The 22,775-nt window shown below is 42.9% G+C and carries 22 protein-coding genes; 11 read left to right on the top strand and 11 right to left on the bottom strand.

The genetic code is table 11. The features are described from left to right. Window positions 1-60: 60 nt before the first annotated feature. Window positions 61-1,056: a type I glyceraldehyde-3-phosphate dehydrogenase gene (gene gap, locus M9194_RS16755; protein WP_250613835.1), complete on the bottom strand. Its 996-nt coding sequence runs from the start codon at window positions 1,054-1,056 to the stop codon at window positions 61-63. A gap of 338 nt (window positions 1,057-1,394) precedes the next feature. Between gap and msrB the strand changes: the two genes are divergently transcribed. Next, a complete protein-coding gene (gene msrB, locus M9194_RS16750; protein ID WP_250613834.1) occupies window positions 1,395-1,817 on the top strand; it encodes a peptide-methionine (R)-S-oxide reductase MsrB in 423 nt (140 codons plus the stop codon). Between the two features lie 68 nt (window positions 1,818-1,885). Here msrB and M9194_RS16745 read toward each other — a convergent pair whose 3' ends face one another. Next, on the bottom strand, window positions 1,886-2,704 hold the full coding sequence (locus tag M9194_RS16745; RefSeq protein WP_250613833.1) for a DUF2989 domain-containing protein: 819 nt from the start codon (window positions 2,702-2,704) through the stop codon (window positions 1,886-1,888). A gap of 107 nt (window positions 2,705-2,811) precedes the next feature. Between M9194_RS16745 and M9194_RS16740 the strand changes: the two genes are divergently transcribed. After that, window positions 2,812-3,093, top strand: a complete 282-nt coding sequence (locus tag M9194_RS16740) for a YeaC family protein (RefSeq protein ID WP_250613832.1) — start codon at window positions 2,812-2,814, stop codon at window positions 3,091-3,093. A 71-nt stretch (window positions 3,094-3,164) separates the two neighbouring features. Here M9194_RS16740 and ansA read toward each other — a convergent pair whose 3' ends face one another. Both ansA and sppA read right to left on the bottom strand, forming a co-directional pair. After that, the gene (gene ansA / locus M9194_RS16735; RefSeq protein WP_250613831.1) at window positions 3,165-4,178 is read right to left on the bottom strand and encodes an asparaginase; all 1,014 of its coding nucleotides are present in this window, start codon (window positions 4,176-4,178) and stop codon (window positions 3,165-3,167) included. Window positions 4,179-4,325: 147 nt separating this feature from the next. Further along, window positions 4,326-6,176: a signal peptide peptidase SppA gene (gene sppA, locus M9194_RS16730; protein WP_250613830.1), complete on the bottom strand. Its 1,851-nt coding sequence runs from the start codon at window positions 6,174-6,176 to the stop codon at window positions 4,326-4,328. Window positions 6,177-6,492: 316 nt separating this feature from the next. Between sppA and M9194_RS16725 the strand changes: the two genes are divergently transcribed. Both M9194_RS16725 and M9194_RS16720 read left to right on the top strand, forming a co-directional pair. Beyond that, on the top strand, window positions 6,493-8,496 hold the full coding sequence (locus M9194_RS16725) for a 2,4-dienoyl-CoA reductase FMN-binding domain-containing protein (protein WP_250613829.1): 2,004 nt from the start codon (window positions 6,493-6,495) through the stop codon (window positions 8,494-8,496). A 227-nt stretch (window positions 8,497-8,723) separates the two neighbouring features. Further along, complete coding sequence (locus tag M9194_RS16720) at window positions 8,724-8,924, top strand: hypothetical protein (RefSeq protein ID WP_250613828.1); 201 nt, start codon at window positions 8,724-8,726, stop codon at window positions 8,922-8,924. Window positions 8,925-9,040: 116 nt separating this feature from the next. Here the strand turns inward: M9194_RS16720 and M9194_RS16715 are convergent, their stop codons facing one another. Next, on the bottom strand, window positions 9,041-9,625 hold the full coding sequence (locus M9194_RS16715) for a hemerythrin domain-containing protein (protein ID WP_250613827.1): 585 nt from the start codon (window positions 9,623-9,625) through the stop codon (window positions 9,041-9,043). Window positions 9,626-9,808: 183 nt separating this feature from the next. Between M9194_RS16715 and yoaA the strand changes: the two genes are divergently transcribed. The 3 genes from yoaA (at window position 9,809) to M9194_RS16700 (ending at window position 12,883) form a co-directional block, all read left to right on the top strand. Beyond that, window positions 9,809-11,719, top strand: coding sequence for a DNA repair helicase YoaA (yoaA, locus tag M9194_RS16710; protein WP_250613826.1), 1,911 nt, complete (start codon window positions 9,809-9,811; stop codon window positions 11,717-11,719). A gap of 78 nt (window positions 11,720-11,797) precedes the next feature. Then, window positions 11,798-12,499, top strand: a complete 702-nt coding sequence (tsaB, locus tag M9194_RS16705; protein WP_250613825.1) for a tRNA (adenosine(37)-N6)-threonylcarbamoyltransferase complex dimerization subunit type 1 TsaB — start codon at window positions 11,798-11,800, stop codon at window positions 12,497-12,499. A gap of 75 nt (window positions 12,500-12,574) precedes the next feature. Then, the gene (locus M9194_RS16700) at window positions 12,575-12,883 is read left to right on the top strand and encodes a chromosome partitioning protein ParA (RefSeq protein WP_250613824.1); all 309 of its coding nucleotides are present in this window, start codon (window positions 12,575-12,577) and stop codon (window positions 12,881-12,883) included. Between the two features lie 66 nt (window positions 12,884-12,949). Here the strand turns inward: M9194_RS16700 and queF are convergent, their stop codons facing one another. From queF to M9194_RS16675, 5 genes are all read right to left on the bottom strand, one after another. Then, window positions 12,950-13,768: an NADPH-dependent 7-cyano-7-deazaguanine reductase QueF gene (gene queF, locus M9194_RS16695; protein ID WP_250613823.1), complete on the bottom strand. Its 819-nt coding sequence runs from the start codon at window positions 13,766-13,768 to the stop codon at window positions 12,950-12,952. Window positions 13,769-13,778: 10 nt separating this feature from the next. Further along, window positions 13,779-14,657, bottom strand: a complete 879-nt coding sequence (locus tag M9194_RS16690) for a queuosine precursor transporter (RefSeq protein WP_250613822.1) — start codon at window positions 14,655-14,657, stop codon at window positions 13,779-13,781. After that, window positions 14,650-15,249: a helix-turn-helix domain-containing protein gene (locus tag M9194_RS16685; RefSeq protein ID WP_250613821.1), complete on the bottom strand. Its 600-nt coding sequence runs from the start codon at window positions 15,247-15,249 to the stop codon at window positions 14,650-14,652. Before M9194_RS16685 ends, M9194_RS16690 begins: the two co-directional genes overlap by 8 nt. Window positions 15,250-16,101: 852 nt before the next feature. Beyond that, the gene (locus M9194_RS16680) at window positions 16,102-16,815 is read right to left on the bottom strand and encodes a substrate-binding periplasmic protein (protein WP_250613820.1); all 714 of its coding nucleotides are present in this window, start codon (window positions 16,813-16,815) and stop codon (window positions 16,102-16,104) included. Between the two features lie 274 nt (window positions 16,816-17,089). Continuing rightward, window positions 17,090-17,737 (bottom strand): phosphatase PAP2 family protein, encoded by a 648-nt coding sequence (locus tag M9194_RS16675; protein ID WP_250613819.1) that lies wholly within the window; start codon window positions 17,735-17,737, stop codon window positions 17,090-17,092. A gap of 80 nt (window positions 17,738-17,817) precedes the next feature. Between M9194_RS16675 and M9194_RS16670 the strand changes: the two genes are divergently transcribed. The 4 genes from M9194_RS16670 (at window position 17,818) to rnd (ending at window position 22,455) form a co-directional block, all read left to right on the top strand. Then, a complete protein-coding gene (locus M9194_RS16670; protein ID WP_250613818.1) occupies window positions 17,818-18,369 on the top strand; it encodes a Slp family lipoprotein in 552 nt (183 codons plus the stop codon). A 2-nt stretch (window positions 18,370-18,371) separates the two neighbouring features. After that, entirely contained in the window at window positions 18,372-19,229 is an 858-nt protein-coding gene (locus M9194_RS16665; RefSeq protein WP_431769417.1) for an alpha/beta hydrolase, read from the top strand. 138 nt (window positions 19,230-19,367) lie between these two features. After that, complete coding sequence (gene fadD, locus M9194_RS16660; RefSeq protein WP_250613816.1) at window positions 19,368-21,074, top strand: long-chain-fatty-acid--CoA ligase FadD; 1,707 nt, start codon at window positions 19,368-19,370, stop codon at window positions 21,072-21,074. 268 nt (window positions 21,075-21,342) lie between these two features. Further along, entirely contained in the window at window positions 21,343-22,455 is a 1,113-nt protein-coding gene (gene rnd / locus M9194_RS16655; RefSeq protein WP_250613815.1) for a ribonuclease D, read from the top strand. A gap of 55 nt (window positions 22,456-22,510) precedes the next feature. On the opposite strand, the gene minE is transcribed toward rnd, so the two are convergent. Then, window positions 22,511-22,774 (bottom strand): cell division topological specificity factor MinE, encoded by a 264-nt coding sequence (minE, locus tag M9194_RS16650; protein ID WP_250613814.1) that lies wholly within the window; start codon window positions 22,772-22,774, stop codon window positions 22,511-22,513. Window position 22,775 lies beyond the last annotated feature (1 nt).

Raw genomic sequence — 22,775 nt, 5'->3', positions numbered from 1 at the left:
GTTCCAGAAACGAAAAAGGCGACTCGAAGGCCGCCTTTTATCTCAACAATGTTGACTTAATTACTTAGAGATGTGAGCAATTAGGTCTAAAACTTTGTTTGAGTAACCGATTTCGTTGTCGTACCAAGATACCACTTTAACGAAGTTGTCAGTTAGCGCGATACCAGCTTTAGCATCGAATACTGAAGTTTGAGTTTCACCGATGAAGTCTTGAGATACCACTTCGTCTTCAGTGTAGCCTAGAACGCCTTTTAGAGTCGTTTCAGATGCTTCTTTCATTGCTGCACAGATAGCTTCGTAAGATGCGCCTTTTTCTAGGTTAACTGTTAGATCAACTACAGAAACGTCAGCTGTTGGTACGCGGAAAGCCATACCAGTCAATTTGCCGTTTAGTTCAGGAAGAACAACGCCTACTGCTTTAGCAGCACCTGTTGAAGATGGGATGATGTTTTGAGAAGCACCACGACCACCACGCCAGTCTTTCATAGAAGGACCGTCAACTGTTTTTTGAGTTGCAGTTGTTGCATGAACTGTTGTCATAAGACCAGAAGCGATACCGAAGTTGTCGTTTAGGACTTTAGCGATAGGAGCTAGACAGTTAGTAGTACAAGAAGCGTTAGAAACGATGTCTTGACCTGCATAAGTGTCGTCGTTAACACCCATTACAAACATTGGCGTCTTATCTTTAGACGGGCCAGTTAGAACTACTTTTTTCGCACCAGCTTCGATGTGCTTACGTGCAGTTTCATCAGTTAGGAACAGACCAGTAGCTTCAGCAACAACGTCAACGCCGATTGCGTCCCACTTAAGTTCAGCTGGGTTACGCTCAGCAGTAACGCGAACAGTCTTACCGTTAACAACTAGGTTGCCGTCTTTAACTTCAACAGTACCGTTGAAACGACCATGAGTTGAATCGTATTTTAGCATGTAAGCCATATACTCAACGTCGATAAGATCGTTGATGCCTACTACTTCGATGTCTTCGCGCTCAACAGAAGCACGGAATACGAAACGCCCAATACGGCCAAAACCGTTAATACCTACTTTGATAGTCATTATAGTTGCTCCACAACTTAAATTTCTGATTAAAGATAACTGGTAGTAAAATTACAGAATCCAGTAACAATCCGCAACAGATAATCGATCTTTCATTGCTTAAAGTCAAAAAAAACTGCTGCTTTTATCAGCTAATGAATAGAAGCGGCTGCTTTTTGAACTTATTACCGGTTTTTCTAGTATCAAGTTGGAGTAAAATACTACAGTGTTCTTGCCACCCTGTATTTTTATACAGAACGTCATGGGCAGAGAGTATGTGCTAGAACGGCCATCTTTCGCAAGTACTTTGCGCAATAATTAGATTGATAAAATGCAGATTAAGTGAGGAGATTCATAACGTGGAACAACCAGTCAGTAAAGTCGAGAAAACCGACGATCAGTGGCGCGAAGAGCTTACAGAAGAACAATATCGAGTATGTCGAAAGCACGGAACGGAAGCCCCATATTCCGGTAAGTTACTTTATCAATCTGATTCAGGCGTTTATGCTTGCACTTGCTGCAAAACCCCTTTGTTTATTTCAGACAACAAATACGAATCAGGATGTGGCTGGCCTAGCTTTGATGCGCCAATCAATGATCAAGCCATACGCTATTTAGAGGACAATAGTCACGGAATGGTGCGCACAGAAGTACGATGTGCGACATGTGATAGTCATTTAGGGCATGTTTTTCCTGATGGCCCCCCAACAACCGGGGAAAGGTTTTGTGTTAACTCAGTGTCGTTAATTTTCAACAAAAAGTCCTCAAGCGAAGGGGAATGACGTTAGTTTGTTACAGAATTTTATGAAAGGTTTCTGAAAAAGCTAACCATATTAGCCTTCAATGAAGGCTAATATTTGTCAGGTATCAGCTCTCTACGATACTTGCCTGATTTTATCGCGGACTCCACTTTGTCTGCGACCTTATCGAGTTTCTTATATTTGGCCTGATCATAACCGTATAGCAACTGTAGCTCTTTGCCTGATACGACGGAAATCTCATAGCCTTCTGCTACTTTTGCCCAAATATACGCTTTTTCTTTTTCTTTTTGCCGGTAGTGAATACTGGCTAACGATTGGAATATATCGGTATTGACGTTTTTATCTCTTGAAAGCTCTAGTGAGCGGTGAAGTAGCGAGACGGTCTTTTCCTGATCACGTTGGGTATACATAGTGGCTAACTTGTACTGCATTTCTGACGTTTCTAGCGCGTTGGTGCCTTCTAAGGCCAAAAATGCGGCTCTCGCGTCTTCATCACCAAGTTGGGACCACATAAAGTAAAGGGTGATGGGGGATTGTGAAGCTCTGAGCTCTTGTATTAGGCGTTCTTGCTCCTCACCAGAAAACAGTAAGGCTTCCACACGTCTTTCTGCTCGTTTTGAGGTATCAAAGGTTTGTATTTGTGAGGCATTAGCAAGACACTTTCTATATAAAGTCACCAGCTCATATTCTTTGATTTTGTTTACATCTGAAGGTTCTTTGTGGGTTTCGTATTTGTGCCAGATTAAATCCGTTCGGGGTAAACGGCATTGGCCATCGTTGGTGTTAAGGCGTTCGCATTTTAGCTCAGGGTAACTCTTACAGAGCTTGTCTGTATTATTTTTATTTTCGAAACATCCAGTCAGTGCCAGAGCGAATGTGACGATCAACGTGAATTTTAGTACACTCATAGTATCCTTACTTGTGATCATTTCCGTCTAATTATTGCTTCATGCTTGACTCGCAATGGTTACAAGTTATTTTCATACCAAACTTACTCCTATGTTAAGGATACACCATGGATACAGAGCGTTTAGTTGACGCCATAACACCAGAAGCTTACGAGAATCTCACCTATGCAGTGGAAACTGGAAGGTGGCCAGATGGGACTCAATTGTCCCAAGAGCAGCGCGATTCATGTATGCAAGCTCTTATGCTGTATCAATCTAAGCATAATGTAGAAGCGCAACATATGACAGTTGCCGCAGGGGGAGAAATCAGTTTTAAGTCAAAAACTGAACTAAAAAAGCAGTTTCAATCGCCAGACAGCGACATTTTCAAGGTAAAAATCAACGAATAGAACACAGGTTACGTTTAGCGTGCCCAGCCTAAGAATTTGATAGGCAGGGCACGCTATAGACAGCTAAAGAATTATAGCGTCATCTCTCCACGTAATATTTGTTGCATTTGCTGTTTGACTTCTCGGTAGGAGAGTCCTTTGCTAAGCAGATAATGCAGCTTCGCCAGTGCCGCTTCTGGTGTCATGTCATATCCACTGATCACACCTGCCTCAGCTAATGCACAGCCCGTTGCATACCCACCCATGTTCACCTTACCAGCTAAACACTGAGTCAAGTTAACCACGATGACACCTCGATCTGAGGCTTCTTTAAGTTGTGCGAGAAGCTCTGGGTTTTGTGGGGCATTGCCAACACCAAACGTGAGAAGAATCATGGCGTTGACGGGTTGCAGTAAGGTATTTCGAATGACCTCATGAGATATTCCGGGGTACATAGTAATCACGCCGATGGGTTGCGGGGTAATATTGTGTACGTGAAATGCTCCATTAACCTCATTATCGAGTATGAGGCTTTGGTTGGTCTTTATGTTGATTCCCGCTTCAAGTAACGGCGGTAAGTTGGGCGAAGTAAATGCATCAAACCCATCAGCATGGGATTTGGTACTACGGTTACCACGCATCAGTTTATTGTTAAAAAATAAAGTGACTTCATTGATTGGATAATTGGCAGCAATGTGCAGAGCATTGAGCAAATTGGCTTGGCCATCTGAACGCAATTCTGCCAGAGGAATTTGCGAACCGGTGACAATCACAGGCTTAGATAAATTCTCCAGCATAAATGACAGAGCCGATGCGGTATACGCCATGGTATCTGTGCCATGCAAAATGACAAAGCCATCATATTGTTCGTAATTGTCACGAATATCGTCGGCGATTTGTTGCCAGTCTTTAGGGGCCATATCTGAAGAGTCGATGAGTGGCGCGTATTCATGGATGGTGTATTGAGGCATCTCGGGACGATGAAACTCTGGCATGCTAGCGAGTTGTTTTTCCATAAATCCTGTTGCAGGAATATAACCTTGGCTGGACTTTTTCATTCCAATTGTGCCGCCTGTGTAGGCGATATATATGTGTTTTCTTGCCATTGCTAATTGCCAATTATCTAAGGGAGACTGGGCCGAAATTATATACCGAAATGACGGGTAAATGCGAAAGATATAGATAGCGAGAAAGCAATAAAAAAGGCTACCCACCAATAGGCAGCCATAGTGTTAACTAAGTTATCGAGTTATTTATTGGACACTGCAAGTCAAACACAGGGCATATTGCCCTTTCGGATCGTTCAAACTGTTCATTAAGCTAGTACTTTCCTTTATTTGACTTGCCACGGGCAAAAGAGATTGAGGTATTAGGCTTGATGGCGTAATACCCATATGGACGCTCACTTGCTTCATGAGATCGCTGATAATTTGCTGAGCAGGCGTAAGTTGTTTTTTCATCCAATCCAGATTATAGGATTTTAACTTGGCCAGTTTTGCTGCGAGGGCAATTGCGTCATCAAAATCGCCAAGTTGATCGACCAGACCAAGCTGTTTGGCATCACGTCCGGTCCAGACTCTACCTTGCGCAATCTTATCAACCTTAGCCAGTGGAATATGTCTGTACTGGCTAACCAAACTGGTAAAGCGGTTGTAGCCATGCTCGACCCCCATTTGCATCGCAGCCGAGATACCTTTGTTTAATCCAGTCGTTAACCCGACACCAGAAAATGGTGTTGTACCTACACCATCAGTGTAGACCCCGATTTTATTTAAGCCTTTTTCAAATGTGGTAATGACACTGAAGATGCCAATCGAGCCGGTCAATGTGGTGGGCTGAGCGATGATTTTTGTTGCACCCATGGAGATCCAGTAACCTCCGGAGGCCGCTAGACTGGACATAGAAACCACAACTGGTTTACCAGCAGCTTCAACGGCTTTGATTTCGTTGAGGATGACATCGGAGGCAAATGCGCTGCCTCCAGGGCTATCCACTCGCAAAACGACCGCTTTAATTTTGTCGTCGTTTTGTACCTTTCTTAACATTTGTGCGATGGTGTCGCCGCCCACTTTTCCTTGCATTTGGTTACCATCGATGATGGTGCCATTGGCTACGATGACCGCAATATCACTTGCAGCGGTTTTCGGTTTGGACGGGATTTGAGACAGATATTTGTAATAGCTAATTGCGTTATAGCTGTCTTTTCCGTCGCTACCAAATTTTTTGGTGAGTTCAGCGCGAACTTGTTGACGGGTGGCCAACTCATCCACTAAACCAATATTTTTGGCTAAAACGGCAAGATCACCTTTGTTTTTCTTCATTAGCGCCAAGAACTGGCTCATGGTTGGCGTTAATGTATTTGGCTTAATATGCCTATTGGTTGCGACATCATCGACATAAGCTCCCCACAATTGGCCCAACCAGTCAGCGGCATCTTGTTTTGCTGCCTTGGACATGTTGTCGCGAATAAAGGGTTCGACAGCGGACTTGTATGTTCCCACTCGGAACACATGAGTGTTAACGTCAAGCTTATCCAGCAGGGTTTTATAATATAGGGCATAGGCACTATAACCCTTGATTAATACTGCGCCATCGGGTGAGAGCAACACCTTATCCGCGTAGCTAGCGAGATAGTATTGACTTTGGTTGTAAAAGCTACCAACAGCATAAATTGGTTTGCCTGAAGTTTTGAATTCGTTTAATGCTTTGGCGATGTAGCGCAACTTGGTCAAATTGGTTTCTGGCATTTTTCCTAGAGACAGTACGAGGCCTGTGATGTTTGGGTCATCCTTTGCATGCCGAATTGTACTTACTATTTGATACAGCACATTTTGTTTAGGCAATTCCTGACCAAGTAAAGACTCAGAGAACGAATCCATGGGATTGGCATAAGAGCTTTGCTCGACAATAGGCCCTGAGAGATTGAGTACCAGAGCGGATTTTTTCTCAGGCTTGGCAGGCGGTGCGTCGGAATGGATAAAACCGAAAAAAATAACGGCAACAATCGCCAAAAACAACAGGTTAATAAAAGCCAATCTTATAAAAGTGATGAGTTTCCAGATCCCTTTAAAGATCATACCGATAAATTTGAATATTTGTTTCATCGTATCCCTACAGTGGTGAGCCACCAACGTTTGAGTGAACAGGAATGATACCCTAGAAGTTTAACAAAATTAAACAACGGCATACGATAACGCGCAGCATCTTCGCGCCTTGGAGTCGCTAGGGCATATGGACAAAGATAGTAAGCTGAATAGCGTATGTCGATGAGTGGAGCATTTTCAATGGCAAAACTATTACTTTGGTATCGTAAATAAAGAGAAAACGATCAATGTTAAACATAAGTAAACAAGTGTTTGATTTTTTTTTAAAGAGCAACTAATCTGGTCAGACCATTAACTGTCTGAGTGACTGTTGTTTATGTATTCGCATCTTTTAGAACCATTAGATTTAGGGTTTACCCAACTGAAGAATAGAGTCCTTATGGGATCTATGCATACTGGTCTAGAGGAAGATAAATCGGGTCTGAATAGATTGGCCGCCTTCTATGAAGAAAGAGCAAGAGGTGGAGTAGGGCTAATCGTTACAGGTGGGTTCTCTCCAAATTTTCGTGGGCGCTTGCACCCATTTAGTGCCCAATTTAACAAACCTAAACATGTTAATGCCCATAAAGTGGTGACAGAAGCTGTGCATAAACATGGCGGAAAAATTGCGTTGCAGTTACTCCATGCTGGACGCTATGCAATGCACCCACTGGCCCTAAGTGCTTCAGCAATCAAAGCACCTATTGCGAAGTTTACCCCGTTTGAAATGAGCAAACGCCAAGTTAGAAAAACCATTGAAGATTTCGCAAGTAGCGCAGCGCTTGCAAAAAAAGCGGGTTATGACGGCGTTGAAATCATGGGCTCTGAAGGTTACCTGATCAATCAATTTATCTGTAGCAGAACCAATACTCGCTATGATGAATGGGGTGGAAGCTACGAAAATCGCATGCGTTTTCCTTTAGAAATTGTTAAAGAGACGCGCAAGCGGGTAGGTAGAGATTTTATCATCATCTTTAGACTTTCAATGCTTGATTTGGTTGAACAGGGCAGTACGTTTGATGAAGTTGTAATGCTAGCTAAAGGTTTGGAAAGCGCTGGTGTTACCATCTTAAACACAGGTATTGGTTGGCATGAGGCGAAAGTGCCTACTATTGCCACCCAGGTGCCAAGAGCCGCATTTAGCTGGGTAACGGAAAAAGTCAGGCCTCATGTCTCAATTCCTATTGTTACCTGCAACCGCATTAACACGCCTGATGAAGCGGAAAGTATTCTCTCCACTGGCAAAGCGGATATGGTATCCATGGCGCGACCATTTTTGGCCGATCCAGAGTTTGTCAACAAATCCAGCCAAGGCGAAGCCGAGAGAATTAATACTTGTATTGGTTGTAATCAAGCGTGTTTAGACAATGTATTTAAAGGTAAACGTGCTAGCTGTCTTGTTAACCCGAGAGCCTGCTATGAAACCGAGATTCAGGTGCTACCAACAGACAAACCCAAATCGGTTGCGGTGATCGGTGCAGGGCCTGCAGGGCTGGCTTGTGCTACGACGTTGGCGGAGAGAGGCCATAAAGTCGATTTATTTGAGAAAAATGACCGCATAGGAGGGCAATTTAGGCTCGCTATGCAGATACCGGGCAAAGAGGAGTTTAGAGAGACGATTCGCTATTTTGCTAATCGAATTGATGAGACGGGCGTCAATCTTAAGCTCGATTCTGAGTTTACTGGTGATATGACTGCTGAATTTGATGAAGTGGTTATCGCCTCAGGCGTCAAGCCCAGAGAAATTCAACTAGAAGGTATTGATGACTCAACTCACGTGGTTGACTACCAAACTTTAATCAGAGACAAAACTCCCGTTGGAAACAATGTGGCCATCATTGGTGCTGGTGGCATCGGGGTCGATGTTGCCTCAATGTTGACTGAGCCAAAAGAGCATGGTCTCGATCACTGGCTTCAAGAATGGGGCATAGACAAATCTTTGTCCCATGCTGGTGGACTGTACCCTTATCCAGAATCGGTGGCCGATAAGCATGTATGGTTGTTACAGCGCCGAAAAGGTCGTATTGGTAAAGGGCCAGGAAAGACGACGGGTTGGATACACAAGCGCACACTAGAAAAGCGTGGTGTTGAAATGATCTCAGGAGTGAGCTACGAGAAGATAGACCAACAGGGTTTACATATTAAACTTGATGGTCAAGAAAAAGTGCTTAATTCGGATATGGTGGTGGTTTGTGCAGGTCAAGAGTCGGTTCGCCCATTTGAAGAGTGTTGGGAGAAGTTAGACGACAAGCTTCACGTGATAGGTGGAGCAGACTACGCCGGAGAGTTGGACGCGGTTAGAGCCATTCGTCAAGGCGTCGAACTAGCTGTAAAGCTATAATGATGGCGTAAAAAATGGGGCGTGTTGACGTCAAAGGTCGATACGCCCAAATCAGTGATTAATTGAAATATCCTTTCTCTGCCTGCTTAAACTGACCAAGGTCTATAATTAATCTATTATGGGCGTGGTTGCGACATATAACATTCACGTTTAACGCTGCACTACGCCCTTGGTTTGTTGTACTTTGTTGGATTTTTCCACCTGATAAGTCGTGTGTAGGTGTGGGCATGGATAAAGAACTTCTTGCAAGAAAATTGTACTCGGAAAGAGTCAGTGAATTACTTGGCGAGCACGAGATGGATGAAGAGCTGCTAAACGAAATGTGGCAAAACAAAGCATCTCCTTCGGAAGCGGCTAAGGCAATGTCGCCTGAGGGCAATGTCTTTGATGGGCCTGCCTGGGTAGAAAGATTTATCAATCGAAAATAGCGCAGATGAATAGAGCGCAAGCTGTTGGCTTGCGCTCTTTTGCATTTGGACTTCTACATTTTAATAATGGATTTCACTCGAAGCGTCATTCCCTATCTCCTAAATGGATAGAAGCTCTAATAGGAACGCTCATATTTTAGAAATATAGGTATGATGATTTCTTCTTCATCATCTAAGTGACGCTTTAAAATGTTATCCAGCTTTACCGCTCTCTCATGTAGATAGCCGAGAGAAAAGTTTGGGTCAACTTGCCCGTTTGGAAATGAAATTCTCTCTTGCACATCGTTTAGTGCGTTGGATAGCGATTTATGATCACCGTCGAGTAGATCAATGCCTTTACCAAGTTCGCGTTCCACTCTTCTGAAATGCGGAAAATAAAAGTGATCTTCCATATAGTGATGGTGGTGCGCTGTCTGGATAAACCCTTGTCCTTGATGGATCACCTCCTGCAAGGTGAAGTCAGGCTTTGGTGAATCTAACATCACTTCTAGATTATTGACGAGTGCCGCAGACATTTGTTTCAGGCTATTGTGGTAATCAATAAAGAACTTTGCTTTGCCAAAATAGTTAGGATGCTGGCTCCATGTATCACGTGGAATTTGAATCAGCTGGCGCTCTATTGAAGCTGGCAGTTGCTTTCGAGTCAGGACATCTAGATTTTCTCTTGCTGAGGTTTGCTCATATTGCTTTGCTTCATTCATTGTCTTCACCTCCTCGTTGTTAAAGCGAAGAATAGCGAGACGCTTTGATGCTATCTACGAGTAAACTGGCAATTGATTGTTCTACTAATAATAACAATCCTTTGTTTTCCGTTGATTTGTGAGTATGTTGTTCTGTGCAGTAGGGGTATATAATTGGCTTAATTCACCCAACTCTACCCAGTTATGATATCGAAAACGTTCTCTTCTGATGGTGCACTAGGAAAGGCCATTCCTGGTTATCAATCACGACAAGCCCAGACCGACATGGCGGAAGCGGTATATCAAGCCATTGGTGAGCAATCTCAATTGGTTGTAGAGGCGGGTACAGGGACAGGAAAAACGTTTGCCTATCTTGTACCGGTACTTCTTAGTGGTAAAAAGGCCATTATCAGTACTGGGTCCAAAAACCTACAAGAGCAGTTATTTCATCGAGATCTACCCTTGATAGCGAATGCACTAGGATTCTATGGGCAAATTGCGCTACTTAAAGGGCGCTCTAATTATTTGTGTTTAGAAAGGTTGAGTAAGCAATTGGTCGAAAGCCACAGTGGAGATGCTGATCCCGGAATGTTAACCCAACTGGTTAAAGTGCGTCGTTGGTCAAGCGAAAGCAAATCTGGAGATTTGGGAGAGTGTGATGACCTTGCTGAAGATAGTCATGTGATACCAGCCATTACCTCCACTAACGAAAACTGCTTGGGAAAGGAGTGCCCAAGTTATAGTGATTGTTTTGTCCTCAAAGCTCGCAGAAAAGCGATGGATGCCGATCTCGTTGTGGTCAACCATCATTTATTTTTAGCGGATTTAGCCATTAAAGAGACAGGGTTTGGTGAACTGATTCCTGAAGCGGAGGTATTTATCTTCGATGAAGCGCACCAACTGCCTGATATTGCAAGCCATTATTTTGGCCAATCGATATCGAGTCGACAAGTCCATGAATTAGCAAAAGACATCGAACTGGCGTATCGAACCGAAGCGAAAGATATGCGGCAATTGCAGAAAGTCAGTGCAAAATTGGTTCAATGTGCGTCTGATCTGCGTATTGTTCTAGGAGATTCGGGTTTTCGAGGAAATTGGCGCGAGGCGATACAGTCGAGTGCAATCAAGTTAGAAGTAGAGCGCCTAATCGATGCGTTAGATTTTACTATTGAAGTGATGAAAATAGCCTTAGGGAGAAGCCAGCTTCTTGATGCCGCGTTTGAAAGGGCGAATACAATCAAGGGGCGCATCATTCGAGTTTGCGATGTCTCTATCACAGGTTATTCGTACTGGTTTGATACCACGCCAAGACATTTTACTCTTCATGTAACTCCTTTATCTGTCGCAGACAAATTCCATAGTCACATTGAAGAGCAGTCAGGGGCATGGGTGTTTACTTCCGCCACGTTGTCAGTTAACGACGACTTTGGCCACTTCACTTCGAGGTTGGGCATTCAACCGAAACAGCATTTGCATTTACCCAGCCCTTTTGATTATCAGTCCCAAGCAAGGCTCTGTGTCCCACGTTATCTTCCTGAGCCCAATAGTGCCGGATTGGCCCAAAAGCTGGTCGAGATGTTAACCCCAGTCATAGAGCAAAACAAAGGCCGTTGCTTTTTTCTTTGTACTTCCCATTCCATGATGAGAGAGTTGGCGGATCGATTTAGGCAAGTACTTGAATTACCAGTGCTGGTACAAGGTGAAACCAGTAAACAAAAAACGCTCGCGGAATTCATGGAGCTCGGAGATGCGCTTCTCGTTGCAACGGGCGCATTTTGGGAAGGCATTGATGTTCGAGGTGATGCGTTAAGTTGTGTCATCATTGATAAACTCCCTTTTACTGCCCCAGATGATCCATTGCTCAAAGCTCGAATAGAAGATTGCCGGCTTCAAGGTGGCGATCCATTTTCTCAAGTTCAACTTCCAGATGCAGTTATTTCACTGAAACAAGGGGTTGGGCGACTAATAAGAGATCAACACGATAGAGGTGCACTCATTATCTGTGATAATCGTTTGGTCACACGCCATTATGGAGGTATATTTCTCGCCAGCTTACCCCCAATTCCGAGGACGCGTGACTTGGAGAGAATAATGCGTTTTTTAAAAGAGAACTAAGTCTTCTCTCTCGCTGAAACTCGCATCTTGAAGCGACTTGGGTATACTACTGCCGTGATGAACACATTAGAGAAGTCAATGAGTGTAAAAATTTTAGCCTTGGATACAGCCACTGAGAATTGTTCAGTAGCGCTACTTGTCGGAGAGCAACTATTTGAGCGTAGTGAGATCGTACCTAGAGATCACACAAAAAAAATACTGCCAATGGTGGACGCAGTATTGACAGACGCGGGATTGAAGTTATCAGATTTAGATGCCTTAGCGTTTGGTAGAGGGCCTGGAAGCTTTACTGGTGTACGTATTGGCATCGGAATTGCACAAGGTTTAGCATTTGGTGCAGAGCTCCCCATGATTGGCATCTCAACCTTAACGGCATTGGCACAGGGGAGTTATCGAAATACGGGCGCTGAGCATGTGGCTTGTGCTATTGATGCGCGAATGCAAGAAGTCTATTGGGCAAGGTTGAGCCGTCAGAAAAATGGCGAATGGTTGGCGGTGGACGCAGAGTGTGTGATACCACCGAGCGTATTGGTAGACAACACGGATCGAGATGATGCGAGTTGGGTGCAATCAGGCACTGGCTGGAGCGCTTATGAACAAGAGTTATCCGGATTGTCTTTGACTCGAGTTGAAGGTGGTATCAATTTGCCAGAAGCGCAAGATATTGCCTATTTAGCCAAGTTCGAGCTGGAAAAAGGCAATACGGTCGTAGCTGAAAATGCCAGTCCGGTGTATTTGCGTGATAACGTTGCATGGAAGAAAATACCAGGCAGGGAGTAAACGACGTTTGATCGCCACATGACGGTTTGTTGATATGTCATCAATGACAGTTGGTTTGAGGAGCAGAAAACGCCTATGGTTTCGATTAACGGATTGCCTCCTTCTAATGTCTCCAGTACAAGGAAGACATCAAAAGCCGCTAAAAAAAGGGCGCAAGACACTCGCGCCCCAGATAGTTCGTCAACGGTGCAGCCAACAAAAGTGGCTAATGCTATCTCTCAGTCCATTCGCAGCGTAGCGCAGCCTGATGCGCAATACTCTAACCTCCAATATGATTTTCCTCCAGGTGAAAACCCAAAAGCCATGTCTCATTACTTAGATGTTCTTAATCAGAGCAAACGAGAAGAGTTAGCCCGTCTTATTGGGGTGGATATTTATATTTGAGGATGGCCAGTCACTCCTCACAGTAGGCCTATGAGGAGTGATAGCCATCTATAGTTGGGCGATTAACTACTGCCTAAAAATACGCTCTACCGTCATTGTGTCCTCAAAATCACTGCGGAATGGATTAATATCTAAACCACCGCGTCGTGTATAGCGTGCAAACACGGTCAACTTTGTTGGGTTACAACAGCGCTTTATATCGGTATATATACGCTCTACACATTGTTCATGAAATTCATTGTGATCTCTAAACGATATGATATACCTGAGTAGCTTTTCTTTATCAATGGCTTGGCCTTCGTACTTGATGTACACGCTTCCCCAGTCTGGTTGGTTGGTCACCAAGCAGTTCGATTTCAGCAAGTGAGAGCATAGGTTTTCTTCAATGATACCTCCTTGGGCACTATTGAGTAGACTATCTTCGTTATACTCGTAGGAGTCGATGCTGATATCCAGTTCGTCGATGCACTCAAACCCTGCATTACTGTTTTCCATCTTGTAAGACGTTTCAACATTGAACAGCTTTACCTTCACATCGTCACCAGCAGCTTGGCTTAAATCGCAAATAAGCGCTTCAATGACCTTTTCCTTGTCATCAAATTTCGTTTGGTTGAACGAGTTTAAATACAGCTTAAATGATTTAGACTCAATGAGATTTGGACTGCTCGATGGGATATAAAACTCTGCGACTGCTACGCAAGGCTTACCTTTTGAATTCAGCCACGATAGCTCATATCCTGTCCAAAGGTCGTAGCCCTTGAGGTGCTCGTTGGTGAATGCTTTTATGTTCGCTCTACCACCTGCTCTTGGAATAGGGTCAAGTAGACTGGGGGTGTAAGTGGAAATATAGTCGGTTTTCTTACCTAAATTTTTGGAATAATCCATTTGTTAGCCTTTATGAGCGTTGTGGAGTTAAGTTGGCATGCGTTGTGTTGCCAAGAATGTATTTGGTGAATAAAGATCGGCAGAAGTAGATAGGGCCGATGCCAAAAATTGCATACGTTGTCTTAACGATAACCTGGCAGATGAACATGCTCATCAGAACATCGTGGCTTAATACACCACTGAAGGCCATGAAAATAAAGATTGCGCTGTCGATGATAGAGGCAAAGAATGTACTAAAAAACACGCGGACAAATAGTAGTTTTGCATTGGTGAGGTACTTAATTTTTTGCAATAAATAGGCGTTAACGTTTTCAGAAACAAAATAAGACAGCATGGATGCCAAAAATACTGAGTTGATTGAATGTACAATGACTTTGTAACTCTGGTTCATTGTATCCCAGCCAGTAATGGTTGGCGCATAACTACTGAAGTTAAGTACAATGAGCATCAAGGCATTAATAACTGTGGATATTAGAATCGCCATTCTAGCGTAACGAAGTCCATAAAACTCGTTGAGCATATCAACCAGAATAAAGGAAATGGGGTAAAGAAATATCGCAAAAGGTATGATGAATCCGTCACTCAGCTGGATCGGTTTGACCCCGGTAATGTTGGATAAAGTGAACACAGCGCTTAATATCGCGATGATGACTGTGAAAGTAAGCCAATACGATTCTTTGCGGTCTTTGATATCATAGGAGCCCTGAAATCCTTTTGGTGTGTATAGTTTTCTACAAATCTCTTTGATTTCCCTCGGAGATAAATCATCAGCAACTTCTGTATTTAAGATGTCTTCTAGGGGATAACTGGCATGTTTCCCTGATGCGAGGATCATGATATTGACGCCTCTATTTTTAAAGCCTATGAGTTTGTATCGCTTATTAGCCATCGAACCTTTCCTCTCTGATACTGCCGATCAGTCTTTCGTTACTTTTTAACTTATAGTGGCTGGTTTTTACATCCAGCTCATTATTTTCATTGATTATCACTATTTGGTCTTCATTGTTATGTTTTAGACGATTAATAATTAGAAGCGTATTGCCACTGAAATATTTTTTTAGCACTTTGTTAACGCGTAGAGCGATAAGGTTACATTCATCATACAAGTAGTAGGTCAGTGGGAACTGAACAATGAGTTCTCCGATATATTTTTCCCAGTGCGAAGTAAAGTTGTGCTCGTCAATTATCGGTACCGCAATCGGGTTTTTATTTCCTTCTTTAGAAGTTTGGTTATTTTTTATCTCTAGCGATTCGACGCAGCCTTCCTCAATAACATAGCAAGTAGTTCCAAAAAAATTGGCTATTTTCTCGACGGTTTGGTGCTGAATACGATTTACTTTCCCATCTAATATTTGGTAAATAGTTGTACGATTAATACCACTAATTTCAGAAAATGACTTTTTGGTTTCATTTCTGCTTTTTATCGCGTAAGACAGGTTATTTTTTATATTTTCTATTCGTTGAGCGGATGTCGTTTTCATAAGCCCCTCTATATATCAGCGTTAAGCACTGGAGTTAAATTTTTATGCGAAAAATATAGTAAAATGTGATGCATATCTACTTAATATCAAGGAATGGATAAAAACTAACACTTAACCTTGCAAGGTGTTAATTTTTATGTAAATTTAGCAATCAATGACATGACCCAGTCTGACAAATACTGTGTAAAAAAGAGTTTGATTCTCGACGCTTTTTGTTTTGAAAACGATGATGAAACTGAGGTCATTTTGCGTGAAAGCGATAAGTGGGCTAGTCGCGAAGTAATTTGAGGAGAAGTTGGCCTCATTTTATGAGGCCTTATTTTAGTTATTGCTATATGTGTTATATAGGACTTATAGCGCAACACCTTATATAGAGTGTTGTTTATAGCCAACTGACATGTTTACCCGCCTCTTCAAATTGGGTAATCTCGGGCGTAAAAATCACGCCACAATATATTTGTGGGGCCTTTACGTGAGCGTCGTAAAGATTATGCCGATTGTTGCGTTGGTTGGCAACCTAAAGTTATAAAACTGTAATATGTATCACGAGAAATGTGAGTTAGAAAGATAAATAGTAAAGCATAGCTAAGGTTGAATTGCTTATATTTGTTTGAAAAATAGTCATCCAGCGTTGTCATTAGATTAAGTAGACGTGTTTTCTAATTCTTCACTATGTTCCACATCGTACAAGCGCCCCTAATACCAATTAAATGTAATTATTCTTATTACTATTTAAACAATTAATAAAAAATGATTTTTATTTGACGTGAATCTGCTTAATTAACTATCAATAATGGTTAAAATTGATGGTATAACAAACGAAAATAAAAATTTCGTTCTAGAGAAGGTTTATCAATATCTAGAGAGTATTTTTTCAAATGTGCCATCATGGCGCATTTCTTTGAGAGCAGTCTTCCATTTCTTAATATCCGCCTCAGATATATCTTTTGAAGCCGCAAAGTAGATAATTGGTTTGGACAATACGTAGCCGAAGTTAAGCTCGTTGGGGTTGTAGCCATTTGTTCTATAAACATATTTTCCGACAAGCCGAGGAATTGCCCATAGTTTAATCCGTCCTTTCCTCAGCTTTTCCACGTTCTGGTCTTCGAAAGTGACGGGTTGAATATTACTGAAGCCAGCTTTCTCTAATAACAGTTGTGCAGGTGTACCGCGTTGGACGCCAACTGAAAGGTTGATGACACTACTTAAGTCGTGGATATTTATTTGTGAGTCAAGTGCAACGAGCACGTAATCATTGTTAATCTCTGGAATTGGCGCGACCCAAGTAAATTTTTCTTCTCGGCTAGGTGTTCTAGAGAGTGGTGCTATGCCATATGCGCTATTTTTTGATGCTGTGATCTGAGCTCTAGGCCAAGGTAAAAATATAAACTCATCATTTTGTCCTACCCTACGAGCCATTTCTTTAACCACGTCAACAGATACACCTGTTTGTACGCCGTTTTCTATCATTGAGTAGGGAGGGATTTCGGCGGTAACGAGGGTCAGCTCTTTAGCGGCAGCAATTGACGAAAATAAAAGTGTAATAGCAAGTAATACGTTTTTCACCTTTAGTGCCCCTCATCATTTCTATTTGACTCACTCGTTGGTTTAGAAAGCAATGTCGCTCCAGCAGACCTTCTCCTTAGTTGGGCCGCTCACATCGCTCTGAATTCTGCATCTTGAAGTAACTTGGGTATATCACTAATAGTATTTACCATGGTTAGGAAACATGAAAATAAAAATGTCCAAAAAGATGAAGTGGGTGGAGTGGAGTCTGATCGGCTCGTTCTGAATCCTTCATCCCGAAGTAACTGGGTGATCTCTACTTGTTCAAACCCTTTCATCTTGTCACAACATGATGGTAGATGGGGTGACGGCGTGCAAGGTGAACTGTACTGAAGCCAAAAAGAGCGCCTAAATAGGCACCAGCAATGAGGTCGCTGACAAAATGATAATACATAGCTAACTGGCCAACTAAAGTGATAGCTACTAAAAACAACGCGATGCTCCTTAGTTTAGGATAGAACAATCCAATGACGGTCATGGAGGCGAGTATCGCTGTGGCGTGGCCAGATGGAAATGATTGATACCAGACACCAGTATGGAATGGATGAAACCCATATTCATGGTTATCTAACCATGAGGGGTTAGCATCTTTCCATGTCGCTGGCCAATAACGCCCAAATACAAATTTCAATATGTTTTTTGCAATCGTCGATAACATTAAGCTGACAGCGACCAGTATTGAGCACATCATCCATTTGTGAATTCGTCGTTCCCACACGAGGCAAAATATAGACACAACAACAAATATCGCTGTTAAATAAGAAATATAAACAGGGGTTGAGGCGAACCAAGAAAAGACAGGGTATTGGCGAAAATTGACTGTCGCAGCATATTCTGCTGCTGGTTTATCAATAAAATAGTAACAAACAACGATGGCGACTAAGGTCAAAGTGGTGGCCCAGACTAGTCTTTTTAAACACATGTTTCACTCCTTTGGGCAAGTATGGTGCTTTTTCTTCACCAGCGTTATTATCGTTTCTAGTAGACCAATGAGAACCTATTATGGCAAATAAATCATACAAATACTTAGTGATCTTGCTCGCCACCGCCTTGCTTAGCGCATGTGCTTCATTGCCAGCTACATTAAAGGCCAGTACCCCCGATGTGATTACTCACTATCGAGCTTGGTCAGACTCACGTGATGATATAGGTAAAGAAGTCCGTTTGGGAGGGGTTATTGCCAAGGTCACAAATTTAAGTCAGAAGACGCGAATTGAAGTGGTCAATCTACCTATTAACTCAGCGGGTCAACCAAATCTGCACGCAGAAGCGAAAGGCCGTTTTATCGTCTATGTAAAAGGTTTTCTAGACCCAGTTACCTTTGCGAAAGGGAGGTTGATCACGGTGCTTGGAACCAGCTTAAAGCCGGAAATCGCCAAGGTGGGCGACTATGAATATCACTTTCCAACGATGGAAGCGGCTGGCTATTATCTATGGCGAGTCCAAAAGCGAGTGGTAGTTGACGGCCCGTTTTATACCTATCCATGTCTAGGCCTCTATTGTCATCAATATTATGGACCTCAACAAGGTCGAGTGGTTACCGAAATCAAATGAAAATACAAAATAACGAATATCAAATCACTGGTGGTCACCTCGCCAGTTTGGAAATAGGCGATGTGGATCTTTCCACGGTGACGGTTTTATTCTTACACGGTTGGTTAGATAATGCCGCCAGTTTTTCCACGTTAATGGAGTCCATCCACTCTCAGTTACCCAACCTGCATTTATGTGCGGTTGATTTACCAGGCCACGGACTGTCTTTTCACAAGGCTGCTGGAAACTATTATCTTTTCCATGATTACATCGATGATATTTATCAGCTGATTTCGACGCATTTTTCTCATCGGCGTGTCGTGCTTGCTGGGCACTCGCTTGGGGCGTTAATTGCTAGCTGTGTAAGCTCGGCATTTCCAGAGCTGATTACTGCTTTGGTACAAATTGAAGGTGCGGGCCCTCTTCCTGAGCAAGCTTCCCATGCTGTTGAGCGACTAAGAGCTGGGATAGTCAATCGCAGTAAACTTAAAGATAAACCTATTCGTCATTATGAATCGTTAGAGCAGGCAACCTCGTTACGTGCCAAAGTCAATCGGCTATTGCCGGATCAGATAGAGCCTATCGTACTCAGAGGAATGAAAAAGCAAGGTAGTGAATATATTTGGCGACATGACCCTAAGCTACAATGTGAATCCATCTACCGAATGTCTTTTGAGCATGCTGATGAAATAGTGAAAAATATCAAATCTTTACACCTAATTGTTTTGGGTGAGGATGGCTACCCAGAGCTTCGGCAACGACTTTCTCAGCTGAGCAATTTGAAATATGAAGTACGCACAGTTGCAGGTGGGCATCATTGCCATTTGGAAAATTCACATGCTGTTGCGTTATCAATTTTAGGCTTGGTTAACAAAATTTAAACATGTGTTTGAATCTGGTTGCAACTGATGATTGGATATGGCTGAATCTTCTCGTCCAATGCCCACAAGCTCGGCAGAGCCAAGCAGCGCAAGTATGAAACTTGAGTTGGGTACAACAACAATAATTAGGAGTAGAGTGTGGACAAACCTTGGCTAGCACGTTACCCAGAAGGCGTACCAGATACCATTAATCCAGATCAGTACACGTCACTTGTAGAACTGTTTGAGCAATCAATCAGCAAGTTTGCAGACCAGCCCGGCTTTGAAAACATGGGCACGGTGATGACGTTTCGTAAATTAGAGGAGAGAAGTCGGGCTTTTGCTGCGTATTTACAAAATGAGCTAAAGCTGAAAAAAGGTGAGCGCGTGGCACTTATGATGCCAAACTTACTACAGTATCCGATCGCGTTATTCGGGGTGTTACGTGCAGGACTGATCGCGGTTAACGTGAACCCACTCTACACCGCTCGCGAGCTTGAACATCAGCTCAATGACGCTGATGTATCTGCAATAGTTATTGTGTCCAATTTTGCTAAAACCCTGCAAGAGGTGGTAGACAATACACCAGTTAAGCACGTCATCCTAACCAGCCTAGGACAAATGTTACCTAGGGCTAAAGGTACTTTGGTTGATTTTGTTGTCAAATATGTGAAGAAATTGGTGCCAAAATATCATTTACCCGGCGCTATCTCGATGCGATTGGCAATTCGAAAAGGTAGAAAACTACAATACGTTAAGCCGTTTATATCAGGTGAAGATATTGCATTTTTGCAATACACAGGCGGTACGACAGGTGTTGCAAAAGGCGCGGTACTGACTCATCGAAATATGGTGGCAAACGTCTTACAATGCAAAGCTATTTACGGCCCGGTTCTCAGAGAAGGTAAGGAAAATGTAGTAACTGCGTTACCCCTCTATCATGTTTTTGCTTTGACCGTTAATTGCCTTCTATTCATGGAGTTAGGTGGGAGGAATCTACTTATTACCAACCCGAAAGATATTCCGGGGTTTGTTAAAGAGATAATGAAATTTCCGTTTACGGCAATCACGGGTGTGAACACACTTTTTAATGCATTAGTTAACAACGAAGATTTTCGAGAGGTAGATTTCTCACACCTTAAGTTGGCAGTAGGTGGTGGTATGTCTGTTCATCGCTCGGTGGCTCAGGGATGGAAAGAGACAACGGGTGTCAACTTGCTTGAAGGCTATGGTTTAACAGAATGCGCGCCTTTGGTTTCCGCTTACCCCTACGATTTAACCGAGTATAACGCCTCCATTGGTTTACCAGTGCCGTCTACGGATATTCGAATTGTGGATGAAAATGGCAATGATGTGGGTTATGACGGTGAAGGCGAACTATTGGTGAAGGGGCCTCAAGTGATGCAAGGCTATTGGCTAAGAGAGAAGGCAACCAAAGAAGTGATCAATCAAGACGGTTGGCTTTCAACTGGCGATATTGTCCAGTTCGACGATCAGGGTTTTTTGCATCTAGTGGATAGAAAAAAAGACATGATTTTGGTGTCTGGTTTTAACGTGTATCCCAATGAAGTAGAAGATGTAGTATCAGGTCATGAGAAAGTACTCGAAGTGGCCGCCATTGGAGAGCCAAACGAGAAATCCGGTGAGATTGTCAAAATCTTTGTCGTAAAATCTGATCCGACATTGACGAAAGAAGAGCTATTGTCTCACTGTAGAGAGTGTTTGACCGGTTATAAGGTTCCGAAACTGATCGAGTTTCGCGATGACTTACCTAAAACCAACGTAGGTAAAATACTCCGTAGAGAGTTAAAAGCGGAAAATGATGCCTTGATTGAGAAAAATGCGCATATGGAGAAAAGTGCCTAGCTCTTTCGGGGAAAATAGCTAGGTCAACACGCCCTGGTGAAATCAGGGCTATTGGTTGGCTGACCAATAGCCCTGTTTTTAACGCTTAAAAAACCTTGCTTACAAAAAACACCCGTTTCAAACAAATTTGCACCATATCCTAAATTGACAAGATTCGAATTACGAATAGTGATAGTATGCACTGTATCAATGACTCGCGAAGGAAACTAAGCGAAGCCATTGCTCTATAACGACTAAGATACAGAATTATAACCTGAATGGGATTTCAGTGAATTATCGAATAATTACCACACAGTCTGATCTCGAATCCGCATGTGAGCTGGCTCGCCGTTGTGATGTAGTCATGCTTGATACCGAATTTGTGCGTACACGTACGTATTACCCTCAACTGGGCCTTATTCAGCTTTATGATGGCTCGACCTTATCCCTCATCGATCCCCTAGTGCTTTCTGATATGACAGCGTTTGTTGAGCTGCTGCAAGATGTATCCGTGCTTAAGGTGCTGCATGCTTGTGGAGAGGATCTAGAGGTGTTTCAAAATGCCTTTTCTTGTGTACCTATGCCTCTAGTGGATACACAAGTCATGGCCTCATTTTTAGGCAATGGTGTTTCTACTGGGTTTGCCGCGCTAGTTAAAGAATTTTTGAACGTTGAACTTGATAAAAGTGAGTCGAGAACCGACTGGACAGCTCGTCCTTTAACTGACAAGCAATTAGACTATGCGGCGGCTGATGTGTATTACTTGTACCCACTGTTTGAAACACTGCATAGTAAAGTGGTTCAGCTTGGTTGGTGGGATGCAACGCAGCAAGAAAGTGACTTAATTGTTCGCAAGCGTACAAGACAGCTTGATGCTGATCTTGCTTATCTAGACATAAAAGGTGCGTGGCAACTTCGCCCGAGGGAGTTAGCAATTTTAAAACGCTTAGCTAAGTGGCGTTATGAAGAAGCAATAAAACGCGACTTGGCGATGAACTTTGTCTTTCGTGAAGCAGAACTCCTTACTGTGGCAAAGCTGGCAATAACCGACACTAGAACAATGGAAAGAGAGGGAATAGACCCTCGCGCGATTCGTCGTCATGGTTCAAAGGTGATTTCATTAGTCAAGCAAGCGACACCAACAGAGGAATACCCGGACCGAATTGAGCGTCTTGTCGATGAACCAAGATACAAGCAATTGTTCAAACAACTTAAAGATGAAGTGAAGCGAGCTTCGATGAACTCGGGGCTAACAACAGAATTTCTCGCTTCTAAAAAGCAGTTAAATCAACTCATTAAGTGGGTTTGGAAACTGAATCGAGATCCTTCTCGTTTGCCTGATCTTATGCAAGGTTGGCGTTTAGAGTTGCTTGGAGAAAAACTCGATAAGTTGATTAAATAGTTAGCTGAAAAGGGTAGGGGAGCGATGAAAACGCTCCCTTAATTTATCTTTCTGGCTATTTGTCTTCATCTGGTAATTTGACGTTGAGCTCCAGTACTGAAATATCATCGTCTTTTTGCTCGAACGACAGATCAACCATCGAGGGCTCTACGTCTACGTATTTGCCAATCACCTTTAAAATGTCTTCTTTTAATTGTGGCAGATAACTTGGTGCTGGGTCATCGGCACTTCTTCTTTCTGCGACGATGATTTGCAGCCTTTCTTTTGCCAGACTAGCTGATGTTTTCTTTTGCGGCCGGAAAAACTCTAATAATGACATT

The organism is Vibrio sinus (assembly GCF_023634645.1).
In the GTDB taxonomy this organism is placed as follows: domain Bacteria; phylum Pseudomonadota; class Gammaproteobacteria; order Enterobacterales; family Vibrionaceae; genus Vibrio; species Vibrio sinus.
The sequence above is the reverse complement of the archived record's forward strand: the minus strand, read 5'-3'. Positions and strand labels throughout refer to the sequence as shown.

Excerpts from the sequence above, each read along its gene's own strand:
- sppA (WP_250613830.1), bottom strand. The coding sequence starts at position 6,176 with ATGAAACAAATATTCAAATTTATCGGTATGATCTTTAAAGGGATCTGG.
- M9194_RS16690 (WP_250613822.1), bottom strand. The coding sequence starts at position 14,657 with ATGGCTAATAAGCGATACAAACTCATAGGCTTTAAAAATAGAGGCGTC.
- tsaB (WP_250613825.1), top strand. The coding sequence starts at position 11,798 with ATGAGTGTAAAAATTTTAGCCTTGGATACAGCCACTGAGAATTGTTCA.
- M9194_RS16675 (WP_250613819.1), bottom strand. The coding sequence starts at position 17,737 with ATGTGTTTAAAAAGACTAGTCTGGGCCACCACTTTGACCTTAGTCGCC.
- M9194_RS16740 (WP_250613832.1), top strand. The coding sequence starts at position 2,812 with ATGGATACAGAGCGTTTAGTTGACGCCATAACACCAGAAGCTTACGAG.
- queF (WP_250613823.1), bottom strand. The coding sequence starts at position 13,768 with ATGGATTATTCCAAAAATTTAGGTAAGAAAACCGACTATATTTCCACT.
- gap (WP_250613835.1), bottom strand. The coding sequence starts at position 1,056 with ATGACTATCAAAGTAGGTATTAACGGTTTTGGCCGTATTGGGCGTTTC.
- M9194_RS16685 (WP_250613821.1), bottom strand. The coding sequence starts at position 15,249 with ATGAAAACGACATCCGCTCAACGAATAGAAAATATAAAAAATAACCTG.
- M9194_RS16720 (WP_250613828.1), top strand. The coding sequence starts at position 8,724 with ATGGATAAAGAACTTCTTGCAAGAAAATTGTACTCGGAAAGAGTCAGT.
- yoaA (WP_250613826.1), top strand. The coding sequence starts at position 9,809 with ATGATATCGAAAACGTTCTCTTCTGATGGTGCACTAGGAAAGGCCATT.
- M9194_RS16745 (WP_250613833.1), bottom strand. The coding sequence starts at position 2,704 with ATGAGTGTACTAAAATTCACGTTGATCGTCACATTCGCTCTGGCACTG.
- M9194_RS16725 (WP_250613829.1), top strand. The coding sequence starts at position 6,493 with ATGTATTCGCATCTTTTAGAACCATTAGATTTAGGGTTTACCCAACTG.
- M9194_RS16700 (WP_250613824.1), top strand. The coding sequence starts at position 12,575 with ATGGTTTCGATTAACGGATTGCCTCCTTCTAATGTCTCCAGTACAAGG.
- ansA (WP_250613831.1), bottom strand. The coding sequence starts at position 4,178 with ATGGCAAGAAAACACATATATATCGCCTACACAGGCGGCACAATTGGA.
- minE (WP_250613814.1), bottom strand. The coding sequence starts at position 22,774 with ATGTCATTATTAGAGTTTTTCCGGCCGCAAAAGAAAACATCAGCTAGT.
- M9194_RS16670 (WP_250613818.1), top strand. The coding sequence starts at position 17,818 with ATGGCAAATAAATCATACAAATACTTAGTGATCTTGCTCGCCACCGCC.
- M9194_RS16715 (WP_250613827.1), bottom strand. The coding sequence starts at position 9,625 with ATGAATGAAGCAAAGCAATATGAGCAAACCTCAGCAAGAGAAAATCTA.